Source organism: Emergencia sp. 1XD21-10 (genome assembly GCF_009936045.1).
In the GTDB taxonomy this organism is placed as follows: domain Bacteria; phylum Bacillota; class Clostridia; order Peptostreptococcales; family Anaerovoracaceae; genus Senimuribacter; species Senimuribacter intestinalis.
This window is the reverse complement of the sequence record NZ_QWEQ01000012.1, coordinates 59,617-76,005: the sequence shown is the minus strand read 5'-3', so window position 1 is coordinate 76,005 and position 16,389 is coordinate 59,617. Positions and strand designations below refer to the sequence as shown.

Genomic DNA, 16,389 nt, shown 5'->3' with positions numbered 1-16,389 from the left:
ATATGTATAGACATTCTTTAACAGTTAATTATACCTCGAAATAGCTCGTGCTTGCAACCTTTTTAGAAAAAAACTTTGTATAACATTCCCTCATACCCGGCAGACAAACTTTCATATAAGAATCTGCATTCGTCAAAATGATTTTGTAAATTTTTACCACATCTTAAAATCGTTGAAATTTCAGTCATTTCCATGTCAGGATTGTTCTTTAAAAAAACCAATCCTTTCCACCCTGAAAGGGTTGACTAAAAAATGTCAAAGTGTTATATTGGAAGAAACAAGAACCATATTATAACATCTTGTAACACTAATTTCTAAAGTTTAATAAGAGAAAAGAGGAGATTAAAATGGGAAAATTAGTTGATCAGTATATTGAAATCGCTAAGAAAAGAAACCCTGGTGAACCAGAATTTATTCAGACTGTAGAAGAAGTATTAACTTCCATCGAGCCTGTTCTGGAAGCACATCCTGAATACGTTGAAGCTGGTCTGATCGAAAGATTGATCGAGCCAGAAAGAGGCATCAGCTTCAGAGTTCCTTGGGTTGACGACGAAGGTAAAGTTCAGGTAAACAGAGGTTACAGATATGAATTCAACAGCGCAATCGGACCTTACAAAGGCGGTCTGCGTTTCGCTGCTAACGTATATCCTGGCATCATCAAGTTCCTGGGATTTGAACAGATCTTCAAAAACAGCTTAACCGGTCTTCCTATCGGCGGCGGCAAAGGTGGTTCTGACTTCGATCCTACTGGAAAATCCGATGCTGAAGTTATGAGATTCTGCCAGTCCTTCATGACTGAGCTTTACAGACACATCGGACCTCACACTGACGTTCCTGCTGGTGACATGGGCGTTGGCGCAAGAGAAATCGGTTACCTCTTCGGACAGTACAAGAGACTGAGCAACAGATACGAAGGCGTTCTGACCGGTAAAGGTCTTGCTTATGGCGGACTTGCAGGAAGAACAGAAGCTACCGGCTACGGTATCGTATTCTTCGCAAGAGAAATGCTGAAACACTGCGGCGAAGAACTGGCAGGCAAAACCGTTGCAGTATCCGGTTTCGGTAACGTTACTTGGGGTACAGTACAGAAGCTGAACCAGCTGGGTGCTAAAGTTATCACTATCTCCGGACCAGACGGATACATCTACGATCCAGACGGCGTAACTCCAGGTGAAAAAGAAGACTACTTACTCGAACTGAGAGCTTCCGGAAAGAACATCTGCGCACCTTATGCAGACAAGTTCCCTGGCGCTACTTTCTACGCTGGCAAGAAACCTTGGGAAGTTAAGGCTGACCTGTACATCCCTTGTGCAACACAGAACGAAATCCGCATCGAAGATGCTAAGACTATGGTCGCTAACGGCTGTAAGTTCCTCTGCGAAGGTGCTAACATGCCGACCACAAACGAAGCAATCGAATACCTGCAGGAAAACGGCGTAATCGTTGGACCTTCCAAGGCTGCAAACGCTGGCGGCGTAGCTTGCTCCTGCATCGAAATGGGACAGAACGCAGGTCACACTGTATTCTCCCCTGCTCAGGTTTACGAACAGCTTGAAACTATCATGGTTAACATCCACAAGAACGCTGCTGCTGCTTGTGAAAAATACGGTCTGGGCTATGACCTGATCAAGGGCGCAAACATCGCTGGTTTCGAAAAGGTTGCAGAAGCTATGATGGCTCAGGGTATTGTATAATGATTTGCTCTGCGAGCAGAGCGAACAGTTAAGCAAACCTTATGCTTTGGGAGACCTAACCCAACGAGCAAAGCGAATTGCAGGTAGGTCCCCTGTCAGGAGTGCAGCACTTCAGCGCGTGGCACTCTACGGCTAATCCCCAAGAGAACAAGCACTCTGTGCGAAGTTCGATTGGCAAGGATTTAGTCGTATAATGGCTCCTGCCCGAGCAAACAATATTCCAAAAACAAAATTGAGGACTGCATTTCGCAGTCCTCTTTTGATTAACTCCAGTAGGATAAGTTTAACCCAAATTGTGTTTTTATTAAAAAAGTGTATAAATACATCGGCTTCTCCCTTCGCATGTCTTACATTTTTTGCAAGATACTTCGTAAATCTCCATTAACCTTGCAAAAAAAGCAAGTTTTCTGCTTAAAAATCACTTCAGCAGACATCTTTGTAAGTATGAAAGAGAATCCCTCGCATCATTCTTATACATTTTTTTAGTATTTTCTAGTTTTCGGTTAAGATTTGGGCATCCGCTTATACACTTTTTTATCAAAAATCCGTTTTAGGTTAAAGTCTAGTCTCCTCTCCTCATCTCGCACGCCTTATTTACCTGCCCTGCACACCTAGATCTCTCCGCTTTACCGCAAACCGCACAAAGTACAGCACCAGCATAACGCACCAGGACAACCCTTCTGCATAAGCGATGACCATATTATCCCAAAGTCCGACTAGTGTGTAGGACATGATAATACGTGAAATCAGCGCAACAATACCAATGACGCTGGAATATGCCACATCACCAATACCTTCCAGTGCGCCGCGAAATGCCATGCAAAATCCATAAATCGGATAGAAACAGCCAAATCTGCGGAAGAAATTGCCGCCAATCAACGCGGCTTCCTCACCAACGCCGAACATGGACACCAGGTACTGCCCCATAAATACAACAAACAGCGTCAGTACCACGGAGATAACCGCCGCCAGAGCCGTCCCCGCCTTAAAAAAGCGAAAAATTCTTTTTTTGTCACCTGCACCGTCAGACTGAGCAGCCATCGTCGAAATCGCAGTCCCCATATGTACCACCGGAAGTAGCGCCACCGTATCCACTCTGTATGCTGTCGTAATTGCCGCCACCGTCTGCGTGCCAAAACCATTCATAAAATTCTGCAAAACCATATTTCCAAGAGCATTGACGCTGCTTTGAATCATCGGTGGAATTCCAAGTCGCAGTCCTTCCCTCAGCATTTTTCTATCCACAAGCGTCCTTCCGCGAGAAAGAGAAAAACGCAGCATTGAGTGTTTCTTTGCGGCATAGCAAATGATAAATATCGTCATCAAGATTTGTGCCACCGTTGTCGCAAGCGCAGCACCGACAACGCCCCAGCCCATTGCCGCCACGAAAAGCACATCCAGCACGAAGTTAACCGCCGAAGAAAGCAGAATCGCAAAAAAAGGTGCTTTGCTATCGCCAATTGCGCGAAGTGCCGCAAAATACACATTATATACTGCTAGAAAAGGAATGCCAATGAAACTCAGCTGCAAATACCGCTCTGACAACACAAAAATTTCAGCAGGCGTATTGAGAAGTCTGAGCATCGCTCCTGACAGGGCTACTCCCGCCACGGAAAGAACCAGAAACACCCCGCCGACCGCAAAAAGAAAGGTAGATAAAATAGCAGAAAGCCGGTCCGTTTCTGCTGCGCCATATTTTCTCGCAAATAAAATGCCAAGGCCACCCGTAAAACCTGTCATCACCATGACAAAAAATCCGATGATTACACCCGTCGCGCCGATTGCAGCCAGTGCATTTTCACCTTCTACATTCCCTACGATGAACGCATCTACCCAGCTGTACAGCTGCTGCAAAATACCACTGAGAATTAAAGGCAAACTGAATTTGACCAGAATCATAAAAACCTTTTCATTCGTTATTCTTTCTTCCAAAACTTTCGCCCTCCTCTCAAAAAAACCGTATACAAGACTAGCCTGCATACGGTAGGTACTCACCCGTTTTCAGTTATCAGCATATCCGCTTCCGATTATAAGTATAATCGGAAGATGCAGTAAATACAATATGAAAATCGACAAAATTTTGTATCTATTTTTGTACAATTTACAACTATGATTTCAAAACCCTTTGTCAATTCCCATCATTTTCCACATTCCCGCCTTCTTTTGCAAAAGAATTATTATCCAAGTTTCTCCAGCATCTCTATAATCTGTTCCTTTTCACCACTTCCATTTGTCTTAAATCGCAAAAACGGAATTCCACATAATTCTAACACATGATTCTTCAATAAGTCCCTACTCGCCTGCTGCGTACCTTCTTTATGATACTCGTATCCGTCTACTTCAATCACAAGCGCAGGTCTTTTGCTGATTCTGTTATATATCAGGAAGTCCACATGAGTTGCCGGATTCATTATGTATTGACGTTCCTGCTCATTTAATAATCCTGTGTCTTTGATTAACATGTTTAAGGGAAAATGGCAGACTATATCTAGCTTTGCATACTGATTGTCAGCGATGATTTCCTCTAGCAATGAATACATTAAATTTTCCGAATCAAACTGAGATACCTTTTTGTGCTTCTCCAGATAGCTTTTTCTCTCTTCAGTATACTGTTTATAGAGATAATCGAAGATAGAATGCACTTTGCTTTCTGCAACTTCAAAATTATGATATTGAATATAATCAATCAAATCAGTTATATTGCGCTCTTTCATCTGTTCATTTCCGGTCACAAGCAATATCAATCTCTTTTTTGCTCTTGATACTGCGACATTCATCAAGTATGGATCATCTGCAAAATCAGATATCACATCATCCACTGTAGAAATAATAATATTCTCCTTTTCTTTCCCCTGAAATTTATGTACTGTAGCGATATCAATACCGGTAAGTTCTCTGTCTAAAGCCTCTACCTGGTTTTTATAAGGCGTTATAATTCCGGTTTCATCCGGATTCAGATTGCTTGCAGACATGATTTCCTTTTTAATGATATCTATCTGACGTTGATTATAATGACCTCTCGCATGATTACCAGCGGGCGTTTTCATCACAGCTAAAACATCCGATTCACCTTTATCCTCTGTCATTATGATAAGCTCGCCTCGATAAAATTTCTGATTGCAAAAATCGATTATTTTAGGATGACATCTGTAATGTTCCCGGAGCAATGTCTGTGGGACATCTGGAAGAATGTCCAAAACAGACTGCAAAAAACTCTTCGTATATCGGTATCCCTCATTAACATCAAAACAGTCAAATATAGCCTCCGCTTCAGCCGATGTATCCACTGTAACAACATTGGGAAGCTGTTTGGTATCACCTACGATAACAACATTTCTTGCACAGGAAAGCGCCAGCGCACCGGTTGCAATATCCACCTGTGATGCCTCATCCATAATAAGATAATCATACACTACATCCGAATTCAAGCTAGTCCGCGAAGAAAATGTCGTACTCAATATAACCGGATATTCTGCTAAAAATTCCCTCGACTTTTTCCACAAATCATCTTCACTGAAAATTTTACGTTCTTCACTGGCGCTATACCTTCTGGCAATTCTATCTCTTAAAGCAAGCATCGACTGATTGCATAAATTTTCAAGCAAATCCCGATTCATTCTGCTCAAAGTTGTTTCAAGTTCTGCAATTTCTGCTGACAATTCCGCCTGTCTTTCACGATAATACATGGCCTGAAATGCAGATATTATCTTTCTCATATCCTGTTTATAGAAATTCCAATCTGCGATTCCATATTTCAAAAAAGTTTTTACTCTAAATAAAAGTCCAATTCGTTTATTTGATTCAGCAAGCAACTGGCATTCCTGCCATAGCATCATAGAAGACTTTGAAGGTATTTTTTTCTTAATTTTTATACCTTCTATATCAATATCTGAATCCTCAATATATTGGTTGAAGTATTTCAATTCTGTGACCACTTGGGATAATTCCTGTTTCAGACATGCCAGTTTTTCCTGACTATCAAAACCCTTTTTTAGCTGAACAGACTGCGCCTCTATTCTTTTCTTTAAAACGTCCGGTTCCTCTTTTGATTTCCAGGATGAAAAATCAGGATAATTCGTAGTTTGATTTCTGACAAATTCTTGTTTATTTTTCTGGCTGCCCAAGGTTGCTGCTATAAATCCAAGATTATACTTTGAAGAAGCTAACTTCTCATACACATTCTCCGTAGCAGAATTATTGTTAGATACAATTTGAACTGTTTTTCCATCCATTAGTATATTGGCAATAATATTCAATATCGTTTGTGTTTTCCCTGTTCCCGGCGGTCCCTGAATCACACTAATCTGATTCTCCATCGCTGCTTTCACAGCCTTGTACTGACTGTTATTGCATCCAAAAGGAAAAATTGGTATATACTCCTGATTTACCCCATCTTTCTCTAACTCAGATGGTTCCAGATACTTTGCTAACGCCACATCAGGACTTACAAAAGAGATTTCCTCAAACCGCTTTGCTAATAACCGCTCTCCTGTTTCTTCATTTTTAATATCACTGAGACCTGCAATTTGTTTTAAATACTCAAATACACTTTTGGATTGTTTATTATTTAAAACTGATTCAGTAATATTCAGCTCACTTTGCTGATAATCCCTTTCGCTGCCATTTCCAAAGCAAATGTGCCAATACGTATCACTGACACCGTTAAACACAGATATCGACGCAATATCAAAAAGCTCACGTCCTTCTCTGCTGATTTGATACATATTCGGGTTCAAAACCACAGGATCACTGAGCATTTCAACATTGGCATGCCCATAGGAATAGATTTTGCCATTGCAAAATTTCACATTCCATTTCTGAGCGCTGTCATTATATCTGCACGATATTACTTCAGACGTCTTTATTTCACCTTTAATAATAATCATACGATGTCTTGCATTTATTGCTTTCCTCCTCTCATCTGGATTCCTGCAAATATTTTTGTAATTTCTCCAAAAGACCCTCCGTCACGTAATACCCTTCCCGGTAAGCCTTCTTCATTTTTTCCGGGTTCCGCTCTGTTCTTCCTATATCCAAATCCCCCATCGGTGCAATCACAAAAGCTCTTCCGGTCTCTTCTTCAGCCGCCACAAGTTCCAGTGACTGGTTATAAGTCTGCGCCCGCTTTTCGTAAGACGCAACCATATTCGGATAATCCCTGTATTTCCGCTTCATCATCTTCAGCAGCATGCCATTTGTCCGCTTTTTTCGATAATCTCTGGGTCTTGTAAGAATCACTATATTCTTTTCGTTTCCCTGCCGGATGGACTGCGCCAGCGGAATAGAATCTGAAATGCCACCGTCCATATAAAGTCCGCCGCCGATTTCTACCATATTGGCAAGAAAAGGAAGCGATGCCGACGCCCTCACCCATTCCACATCGCGAAACATATCTCCCACCACAGGATATTCAGCTTCACCAGTTACGCAATTTGTGACTACCGGCTGAAATTTAATTCCGCTTGCAGTAAACGCATCGTTATCAATTGGATACAGCTGCTCTGGAATCGTATGATAAATAAATTCAGCCCCAAACAAGTCTCCTGTCGTCCGCAAACTATGCAGACTGCAGTATTCTTTTCTATCGAGATAATCCAGGTTGACTGCAAGCGCCCGGTCCCTCTGTCCTGCCACATAGCTGCAGCCGTGACACGCGCCTGCCGACACGCCGATGACGTTATCAAAGCGAATTCCCGCGTCCAAAAAACAATCTAAAACACCGGCGGCAAAGATCCCACGCATGCCGCCTCCTTCAATTACCAGTCCTTTACTCATACTTCCCCTCCAATTTCATCTCAATACCGCAGCCGGCGCCAAACAAATACAGATACGCTTCCTTTACCGGCTTTCCATAAGTTTTTGCAAGTGCGCAGCAGTAAATGGCAATCTGCTGCCTGTACATCTGCCGCAGTCTGTCCGCTTCCTGTTCAAAAGGCTTTTCTCTATCAATCCAGTTGGTTTTATAATCAAACAGTACCAGACCGTCTTCCTCTTCAAAACTGCAGTCAATAATACCCTGCACGATAACATTTTCTCCATCCATCTCCATCTGCAGGTTAAACGGTCTTTCTCTCTGCAGACTACCCGCAGCAAACGCCTTTGCGCAGCGCTTTCCCAGTTCGCTTTCAAAGAAGTCCGTAATCCGCGAAAGCCTTACTGCTGCAATTTCTTCCGCTGTAAAAATTTCCTGCTCTATCATTTCTGCGACAGCAGTTTTCAGATAATCTATGCCCTCTCTGGCCGCCGCTGCGAAGTCAATTCGCTCCATAATTCCATGATATACAGTACCTCGCTCCGCTGCAGTAAGCTTTTTTTCACCTTGCCGAAACTTCGGCACCGCTAGTTCTTCCACAAAGGAGGACTCCAGCAGCTCTGCCTTTCGGTTAAGTTCCGTAACCGAATACTTGGATTTCAGACTCCTGGCATGTTCATAAGGATAGGAGAAATTCAGTTTTCCCAAGACCCTCAATCCTTCTTCCTCCGAAACCTCTCCGTCATAAATTGTCTGGCTCATCGGATTTACAAAATATATCGGTTCCTCACTTTGCCCACCTGAAAGCAGATTGGCATTGATCATTTCCAGCGAAGAAGCCTGATCTGCCATGGACAGGTACATAGAATCACCTCCCATAGCGCTTTCCCTGGCTGCAAGGAACTTTTCTCCATCCCTAACCGTTCCCGTCATATAGAGAATATCCTTTGCGCGGGTTAAAGCCACGTACAGAATTCTGATTTCCTCCTGCACCTCTTCTCTATGGACCTGTTTCTGCAAAAGCCGTTGAAGCAGGGTCTGTTTGTACCAGTGGCCTTCATAATCGCTGAGAGTCATTGCGACACCAATATCCTTGTGCAACGTTATGCCGCTTCCCATCTTGGTGTAATTGAGTCTGCGACCCATGCCACTGACGATAACCATAGGAAACTCCAGCCCTTTACTTTTATGAATCGTCATAATGCGCACCAGATTGTCGTTTTCTCCCACCAGCTTTACCTGCCCCATGGAGACTTTTCGCTGCTTCACCGCCTCGATATACCGGACAAAGCTGTAAAGGGAGCTTTGTCTATCCTTACTGTAGCTTTCCGCCTTATCGACCAGCGCACGAAGGTTTGCCTGCCTCTGCGTACCGCTGGGCATGGCGCCGATTTCGACATAGTATCCGGTTTCCAAAAGCAGATTCCAGATAAATTTTCCAAGGGGCAACGATGTTGCCATGGTTTTCCATTCTTTTAACTTTGCAAGAACCTCTCTGCACCTTTGTGCAAGTTCCTGATTTGCTCCGCTCTCTGCGTAAGCCGAAAAAGCCTGGCTGTAGGTTCCCTCCTTGTGGGCTGCACGAATCAGCGCCAAGTCCTCAGAGGAAAAACCAAAAATTTCAGCGTGAAGTGTGCTGATTAATGGCACATCCTGCATTTTATTGTCTATTACCGATAGAAGATTCATGAACACATTGATTTCCATCGTGTCAAAGTAGCCCTCGCTGTCATCCACAAAGCTTTCAATGCCGTTTTGCTTTAAAATCTGATAAAATACATCGGCATAATTTCGCACGCCGCGCATGAGGATTACGATGTCGCGAAGACAGATTTCCCGCTCCCTGCCTGCCTTATGGTCATAAAACCGTTTTCCCAGATTTTCCTTGATGATCCGGCTGACGGCAAGGGCTTCAATTTCGGCATTTTTCAAATTAGCAAGTTCTTCATCGCCTGCGTCCACTGTGGCAACATCCACTACCTTGACCTCAGGCAGATAACTGTATTCTCCGTCGTAGTCAAGACCAGGATAGAGCATTGCCTCCTCATTATAGTCCTCCATAACACCTGTAAAAATCTTGTTAATTTCTTTCAGAATCACCGGCTTACTTCGGAAATTTTTATTCAGATCAATTTTAATGGAATTTGCGTTCTCTTTTCCATAACTGATATACTTCTCTTTGAAAATCTCCGGCTCTGCCAGTCGGAATTTGTAGATACTCTGTTTAATATCGCCTACCATGAACAAATTATTCTCTCGCTTAATCTTGGAGATAATCTCTTCCTGCAAAATATTGGTATCCTGATACTCGTCGATAAAAATATACTGAAATTTGTTTCTGTAAAACTCTGCTGCTTGGGGCTCCTTTAGAATTTCCAGGCAGAAATGCTCAATATCGTTGAAATCCACCAGCTTTTTTTCTGCCTTCGCCGCTTTAAAAATTCCGTCAAAATCCAGAAGCAGCTTCTGCAAAGTTTTCGCCATCGGCGCAGTCTTGTTCATTTCCATAACCTGCTCGCAAAGAGGTGCAAGGAAAAAGGTCTTCTGCATTTCATCGATCAAAGAAGCGGCTTTCTTTCGGCATGCCGCAACCTGCTCCTTGATCAGGGCATAGTCCTCTTTCTCATCTTTTTTTGCAGTCAGGCGCAGGCTCTTAAACGCCGCCGCTGCTTCTCCCAATTCCTCAAAGGCTTTCTGCACGGCAAGCGCTGCAATATGCTGATATTGAGGCAGTTCCTCCAAAGCAACCTTTTCTGCCATTCGGCAAAGACCTGCCTCATCCAGCAGATCAGCGCTGCGCTGTGCGTATTCCAGCGCCTTTTCTGCAGAGTCCTCAATAAAATCCCAGATATACGCCATCAGAGGTGAAGCCTTCATTTCCTCTTCATTCATGGAAAGCTGCCCAATTTTTTCGTCCAGCCACTGCCACGGATAAGGAAGAGACTGCAGCACGTTATATGCTTCTTCCAAAATGGCGCGGATTTTACTCTGGTTACGATCACCGGAATACCAGTTGAGAAATTCATAAAACTCCTCGCTATCGGCTGCAAACCAGTTTTCCAGCAGCAAATCCATGGCATCCTCTTTGAGAATCGTCCTCTGCGCATCGTCGCAGATGGAAAAGCCCGGCTCAATCTCTGCCTGATAAAAAAAACGCCGAATGACATCCAGGGCAAAGGCGTGGAAAGTGCTGATATTTGCTCTTGCAAGCAGCGCCAGCTGTTCTCTCAGCTTACCTGCCTGTTCTGGCGCCTTATCGATTTCTTCGATGAGCGCTTTACGGATTTTCTCCTTCATCTCTGCTGCCGCTGCATTGGTAAAGGTTACGATCAGCATCCGGTCGATAGGCACGCCTTCTTCTATAACAAGTTTTTTAATGCGCTCTACCAAAACAGCGGTCTTCCCCGATCCCGCTGCTGCCGCTACCAATATATTTTTATCACGCTGGTCGATTGCCAGCTGCTGTTCTTTGGTCCAAGCCATATCTGCCTCCATATTTTATCACTGCTTATTCCATTATACCAAAAAATTTGCTATAATGAAGAAAGAATCTTAGAAACGGAGATGAATTTATGTATATAAACAATAGACCAACCATGCTGATGATTTTAGATGGGTTTGGGCTCAACCCTGAAAGGGCTGGCAACGCCATTGCCGCCGCTAAAACGCCCAACTTGGATATGATTTTTTCAAAATATCCGAAGACCAGTTTATCAGCCAGCGGTCTTTCCGTAGGGCTTCCCGAAGGGCAGATGGGAAATTCCGAAGTGGGACACCTGAATATCGGCGCAGGCCGTATCGTATACCAGGAACTTACCCGAATCACAAAATCCATCGAGGATGGAGATTTTTTTGAAAATCCAGCGCTGAATACAGCAATGGAGCACGCTCTTTCCTGCGATTCTACGCTGCACCTTTTGGGACTTCTTTCCGATGGCGGTGTCCACAGTCATATCAGCCATCTCTTTGCCCTCCTTACCATGGCGAAAAAGAAAGGGCTTTCCAAGGTACTTGTCCACTGCTTCCTCGATGGTCGCGATGTTCCTCCAAGGTGTGCAAATCAGTATATCGAAGCACTTCAAAATCACATGCACCAACTGGGAGTTGGCGAAATCGCTGTAATTTCTGGCAGGTATTACGCTATGGACAGAGATAAACGCTGGGACAGAGTCGAAAAAGCTTATGATGCCATGACGCTGGGACAGGGTCTTTCTGCCGCTACAGGCTGCAGTGCAGTAACCACTGCTTATCAGCGGGATGAAAATGACGAATTTGTTCTGCCAACCGTTACCGGCGCCGGCACAGTAAACGATGATGACGCCATGATTATGTTTAACTTCCGTCCGGACAGAGCAAGAGAAATCACCCGTGCCTTTGCAGATCCCGATTTCGATGGCTTCCCTCGCAAAAAGACCATCAAGAATTTAAAATATGTCTGCATGACCCAGTACGATGCATCCATGCCAAATGTAGAAGTCGCCTTCCCGCCGCAGACTCTAAAAAATACCTTCGGTGATTACATTGCGTCTTTGGGACTTACCCAGCTTCGCATTGCCGAAACCGAAAAATACGCCCATGTAACCTTTTTCTTTAACGGCGGCATCGAAGCGCCTGCAGACGGCGAAGATCGGATTCTGGTACCTTCTCCGAAGGTTGCCACCTATGATCTTCAGCCTGAGATGAGCGCCCTTGCGGTAACAGAACGGGTACTGGAACAGATTGAAGCAGACAAGTACGACTGTATCATCCTGAACTTCGCAAATGCAGATATGGTAGGACATACCGGTATCATGAACGCTGCCGTCAAAGCAATCGAAACCTTAGATATATGCGTGCCAAAAATTGTCGATGCTGTACTTGCCAAAGACGGTCAGATTCTTCTGACTGCAGACCACGGCAACGCCGACTGTATGGTCGACAAAGCAGGTAATGTGGTCACTGCCCACTCTCTGAATCCCGTTCCGCTTGTACATATTGCGAAAAATCCGGTTAATCTTGCTGACGGCGGCAAACTGTGCGATATCGCACCGACTATGCTGCGTCTGATGGGACTTTCCATTCCGGAAGAAATGACCGGAAAGAGCCTAATAAAATAATTCCTTTATGAAAAACGAGGTCGTCCTCTTGGGCGATACCTCGTTTTTTACTTACGCTTGTCTCTGTTTCACAAACTCAATTGCCTCTTTGCCAGACAGATGGTCGATAGCAATTTCAACCATGGTGACTTGTTTAAAGGATCCATCAATTTCCTTTGCCATAGCCTCCGGTGTTTCATCGGGAGAATATCTCTTCCCCAGAGCCTCCAGCGCTGCTCTCTTTTCAGCAGGGTCGTCCAGAACTCTCGCTTTTCCAAAGGCTATAACACTACGGAAATAAGTAGTGAACTCCTCCGGCACCACCTGATCCGTATCGATAACGCAAAAAGACACTTTCTCACAGCGAGCGATTGCGTCCAGCTTATGTCCTTCCTTTGCGCAATGGAAATAAATCTTGCCGTCTGTGTACACATAGCTGAGCGGCACTGCATAAGGATAACCATCGTCGCCTGCTGCAGCTAAAACGCCTGCAGTATTCCGCTCTAAAACTGCTGCACTGTCCTCAAAGGACATAGCCTGCTTCGTTCTTCTCATTACTCTAAACATACTAATAACCTTTCCTTTCTTAAAAAAAATACCGCCTCCCATTCACTCCTTCTAAGGCCTAACGGCGTGAATAAAAAGCGTTACCCGGCGGTAATTCATTCAGTTTCTAACTAGAGTTTAATACAAAAAAATCGCCTCGTCAAGAAAAATTTGACGAGGCTGCATCTTGAATTTTTATTCTTCCTGTTGGTATTCCTTTTCCATTTCTTCCCGCTCAAGTTCCTCTCGCTTTACCATAGCTTTGATACGGGCAGTCTGGGAATCGTTGACATGTTTTTCTAAAAAAGCCTTGGTATTATCACTTAAATCTTTGCCATGCCTTTCGTTAAAATCTGCCACTTTTTCCTGAAATTCATCCCACTCAGGCTGTCTTTTCTTCTTCATCCATTCAGTCGCAAAGTGTAAGATTAAACCAAGCACCAGTATCACGATTAGAAGTATCAACTTCGGAATTATTCTTGTTGCCGGATTCATACTTCCACCTCCTACTATCATGACAAGTTCCTTTATTTTATACATTATATCATGTCTAAGTAGTAATGTAAATGTGGAGGCGGAATTTTCTCATAATTATTTACACTTGATACTTTCCAATAATCTTTTCCGCTACCTTAATCCCGTCGCAAGCCGCGCTCATAATGCCGCCTGCATAGCCGGTTCCCTCTCCTGCCGGATAAAAGCCTCCAAAGGTTCCCTCCATGTTTTCGTTTCTCGCAAAACGAACCGGCGAAGAGCTTCTTGTCTCCACTGCGGTAAGTACTGCGCTGTCATCATCAAAACCGGCAAGTTTTCTGCCCAAATGCGGCATTGCCTCTCTGATAGATTCCACCGCAAAATCAGGAAGCGATCCAATTACCGCAGCAGCAGTATCTTCATCGTCTCTAAATTCCGCCCAAGTCGTCTTCGGTGCCCGATAAGTTCCTCCACCCAGCGCAAATGCCAGTTTCTCATATTTTTCCTGGAATTCGATTCCTGCCAGTGGACTCGGTGATCCGAAGTCTTCACAGCGCACGTCGACCAAAAGACCGCTGTTGGCAGTACCGCTGTCTCTTGCTCGATTGCTCATCCCGTTGGTCACCACACCGCCTTCCTGAGAAGACGCAACTACTACCTGTCCACCTGGACACATACAGAACGTATATACACCACGACCGTTTGCACAGTGATGAGAAAGTTTATAGTCTGCCGGCGGAAGCTGCGATGCTCCGTCACCATACTGTGCTCTGTCAATGAGCCTCTGAGGATGTTCAATCCGCACCCCAATAGAAAATGGCTTCTGCTGCATTTTAATTCCACGACCGGCAAGATAGCGAAAAGTATCTCTAGCGCTGTGTCCAATGGCAAGCACTACATCTTCTGTAAAAATTTCTTCCTCCTTGCCGTCCTTCACCACCACGACGGATTTTACACACTTATTTTTCGTCTTCACTTCCACAAAACGAGTATTAAAGCGAACCTCACCGCCAAGGCGAATGATTTCTTCGCGAATGTTTTTTACAACGGTTCTAAGAACATCTGTACCGATATGCGCCCTCTGTTTATAGAGAATGTCCGGGTCTGCCCCCGCTCTGACAAAATCAGAAAGAACCCGCCGGATTCGAGGATCTTTAATGCCTGTTGTCAGCTTTCCATCGGAAAAGGTGCCTGCGCCTCCTTCTCCAAACTGAACATTGGACTCCGGATTCAAAATCCCTTCTTCCCAAAACTTTTCTACATCCTGCACCCTCTGTTCAATTTCTGCACCTCGCTCGATAATCAGAGGTTTCAGCCCGCATCTTGCCAAAGTCAAACCTGCAAACATACCACAAGGTCCAAACCCTATGATAACCGGTCTGTGATTCAGTTCCCGATCGCCGCAAGGCACTTCTATATAGGTCATATCCGGCGCTTCCTCCACGCCTGTCTTTCCGCCGCAGCGAATGTAGATATAGTCTCTGGGACGCTGTCTTGTCACCACAGAAAAGTCTACAGAGTAGACTTTCTTTATATCTTTTTTGTCTCTGGCATCAATGGACTCTTTAACAATTTCTACATCTGTCAGAATATAGTCTCTATTTCCCAGTTTCTTTAATATTTTTTTCGGTAAATCCGCTGTAGATTCCTGCAGGCTAAGTTTCACCTGATGAATTCTATATCTGGGCGTCATTTTGCCATCCCCTTTCCAGCCAGCATGCCTGTCTCCCATGCGTACTGGAGATTAAATCCGCCGCATGGACCATCATAATCCAGTACCTCGCCAGCAAAATGCAAGTTTTTTACAAGGCGTGACTCCATTGTCTGCGCCAACACTTCGCTAAGTTCTACGCCGCCTTTTGTCACCTGCGCAAAATCCCATCCCTTCACACCTTTCGGCGAAAGAGGAAACGCCTTTAAGAGCCGTCCGCTCTCCGCTGTATCCCCCTTGGCAAGACGTTCAATCATCTCTGCAACAGGCCTTTTTACGAGAAACTGCAGCAATCTCGATGCTGCAATGCCTTGCGCCTTGCGTAATTCCAAAACACTGACCATATCCTCCCTGTCCGGAAAGAAATCAATTTCAATTTTATAGTCATCAAAGCCATCTGCAAAAGAAGCCCCCGGAGGAATCAACAGAAACCTAGACAGATTGAAAACACAGATTCCAGAAACGCCTGTCTTAGTAAACTGAACCTCACCATTTTCAGAAAAAATAAGCTCATTCTGATAAAGCAGCTTCACCTGTGCCTTTGCGCGAATCCCGGCAAGTTTTTCCAGATTCTCCTTCACTTCAACTGCCGTAAGAACTGGAACCGGTTTTCGAATCTGATGCCCCAGACTCTTTGCAAACCGAAATCCGTCTCCCGTGCTGCCAAAAGCCGCACCTGCCTTACCGCCGCAAGAGATGAGAAGCTTCTGCGATTGGATTGTTTTGTTCTTCAGTTCAACAACAAAACAATCCTGTTTTTCGATGGACTGGACCTCTGAAGATGTCATAACTTCAATGCCAAGCTCCCGTATTTTTTGCTCCAGCGCCTCTCGCACCGCCGCTGCGTCTTCTATATATGGGTAAACTCTTCCTGCAGAATCGGTTCTCGTTAAAATTCCCAATCCTTCAAAAAAAGCCAAGGTCTGATCCACATTGGGGCAGGCTACATTGGAAAGATTGCATTTTCCATTTCCAGTCGCAGAAATCTTTCTCCCAAGCTGATTCTTTTTCTCTAAAATCAGAATCCTGCGAGCGGGGTTCTCCTCCTTTGCACAAATCGCCGCGGTCATTCCTGCAGCGCCGCCGCCAATTATACATATATCTAACATTTTTAGCTGCTTCCTTTCATTTATCCTT

Annotated in this window: 10 protein-coding genes; 2 read left to right on the top strand and 8 right to left on the bottom strand. The window is 44.4% G+C overall.

Annotated features, from left to right (window positions below; all coding sequences use genetic code 11):
• The first annotated feature begins 347 nt into the window (after positions 1-347).
• On the top strand, positions 348-1,694 hold the full coding sequence (gdhA, locus tag D1151_RS09000) for an NADP-specific glutamate dehydrogenase (protein WP_160200719.1): 1,347 nt from the start codon (positions 348-350) through the stop codon (positions 1,692-1,694).
• 594 nt (positions 1,695-2,288) lie between these two features.
• Here gdhA and D1151_RS08995 read toward each other — a convergent pair.
• The 4 genes from D1151_RS08995 to addA form a co-directional block, all read right to left on the bottom strand.
• On the bottom strand, positions 2,289-3,626 hold the full coding sequence (locus D1151_RS08995) for an MATE family efflux transporter (protein ID WP_243151191.1): 1,338 nt from the start codon (positions 3,624-3,626) through the stop codon (positions 2,289-2,291).
• A gap of 245 nt (positions 3,627-3,871) precedes the next feature.
• On the bottom strand, positions 3,872-6,580 hold the full coding sequence (locus D1151_RS08990; RefSeq protein WP_202620410.1) for an AAA domain-containing protein: 2,709 nt from the start codon (positions 6,578-6,580) through the stop codon (positions 3,872-3,874).
• Between the two features lie 31 nt (positions 6,581-6,611).
• Complete coding sequence (locus D1151_RS08985) at positions 6,612-7,469, bottom strand: patatin family protein (protein ID WP_161908680.1); 858 nt, start codon at positions 7,467-7,469, stop codon at positions 6,612-6,614.
• On the bottom strand, positions 7,462-10,929 hold the full coding sequence (gene addA, locus D1151_RS08980; RefSeq protein ID WP_161908679.1) for a helicase-exonuclease AddAB subunit AddA: 3,468 nt from the start codon (positions 10,927-10,929) through the stop codon (positions 7,462-7,464). The genes D1151_RS08985 and addA overlap by 8 nt, the downstream gene beginning before the upstream one ends.
• A gap of 89 nt (positions 10,930-11,018) precedes the next feature.
• Here addA and gpmI point away from each other — a divergent pair, with 89 nt between their 5' ends.
• Positions 11,019-12,542: a 2,3-bisphosphoglycerate-independent phosphoglycerate mutase gene (gpmI, locus tag D1151_RS08975; RefSeq protein WP_202620409.1), complete on the top strand. Its 1,524-nt coding sequence runs from the start codon at positions 11,019-11,021 to the stop codon at positions 12,540-12,542.
• 51 nt (positions 12,543-12,593) lie between these two features.
• Here gpmI and D1151_RS08970 read toward each other — a convergent pair whose 3' ends face one another.
• From D1151_RS08970 to D1151_RS08955, 4 genes are all read right to left on the bottom strand, one after another.
• The gene (locus D1151_RS08970; RefSeq protein ID WP_161908678.1) at positions 12,594-13,088 is read right to left on the bottom strand and encodes a pyridoxamine 5'-phosphate oxidase family protein; all 495 of its coding nucleotides are present in this window, start codon (positions 13,086-13,088) and stop codon (positions 12,594-12,596) included.
• A gap of 174 nt (positions 13,089-13,262) precedes the next feature.
• On the bottom strand, positions 13,263-13,562 hold the full coding sequence (locus D1151_RS08965) for a hypothetical protein (protein WP_161908677.1): 300 nt from the start codon (positions 13,560-13,562) through the stop codon (positions 13,263-13,265).
• Positions 13,563-13,662: 100 nt separating this feature from the next.
• A complete protein-coding gene (locus D1151_RS08960) occupies positions 13,663-15,234 on the bottom strand; it encodes an NAD(P)/FAD-dependent oxidoreductase (RefSeq protein WP_161908676.1) in 1,572 nt (523 codons plus the stop codon).
• The gene (locus D1151_RS08955) at positions 15,231-16,361 is read right to left on the bottom strand and encodes an aminoacetone oxidase family FAD-binding enzyme (protein WP_161908675.1); all 1,131 of its coding nucleotides are present in this window, start codon (positions 16,359-16,361) and stop codon (positions 15,231-15,233) included. The genes D1151_RS08960 and D1151_RS08955 overlap by 4 nt, the downstream gene beginning before the upstream one ends.
• Positions 16,362-16,389: the final 28 nt, after the last annotated feature.

Coding starts and splice junctions, on each gene's coding strand:
- gdhA (WP_160200719.1), top strand. CDS start 348: ATGGGAAAATTAGTTGATCAGTATATTGAAATCGCTAAGAAAAGAAAC.
- D1151_RS08965 (WP_161908677.1), bottom strand. CDS start 13,562: ATGAATCCGGCAACAAGAATAATTCCGAAGTTGATACTTCTAATCGTG.
- gpmI (WP_202620409.1), top strand. CDS start 11,019: ATGTATATAAACAATAGACCAACCATGCTGATGATTTTAGATGGGTTT.
- D1151_RS08990 (WP_202620410.1), bottom strand. CDS start 6,580: ATGATTATTATTAAAGGTGAAATAAAGACGTCTGAAGTAATATCGTGC.
- D1151_RS08955 (WP_161908675.1), bottom strand. CDS start 16,361: ATGTTAGATATATGTATAATTGGCGGCGGCGCTGCAGGAATGACCGCG.
- D1151_RS08985 (WP_161908680.1), bottom strand. CDS start 7,469: ATGAGTAAAGGACTGGTAATTGAAGGAGGCGGCATGCGTGGGATCTTT.
- addA (WP_161908679.1), bottom strand. CDS start 10,929: ATGGCTTGGACCAAAGAACAGCAGCTGGCAATCGACCAGCGTGATAAA.
- D1151_RS08960 (WP_161908676.1), bottom strand. CDS start 15,234: ATGACGCCCAGATATAGAATTCATCAGGTGAAACTTAGCCTGCAGGAA.
- D1151_RS08970 (WP_161908678.1), bottom strand. CDS start 13,088: ATGTTTAGAGTAATGAGAAGAACGAAGCAGGCTATGTCCTTTGAGGAC.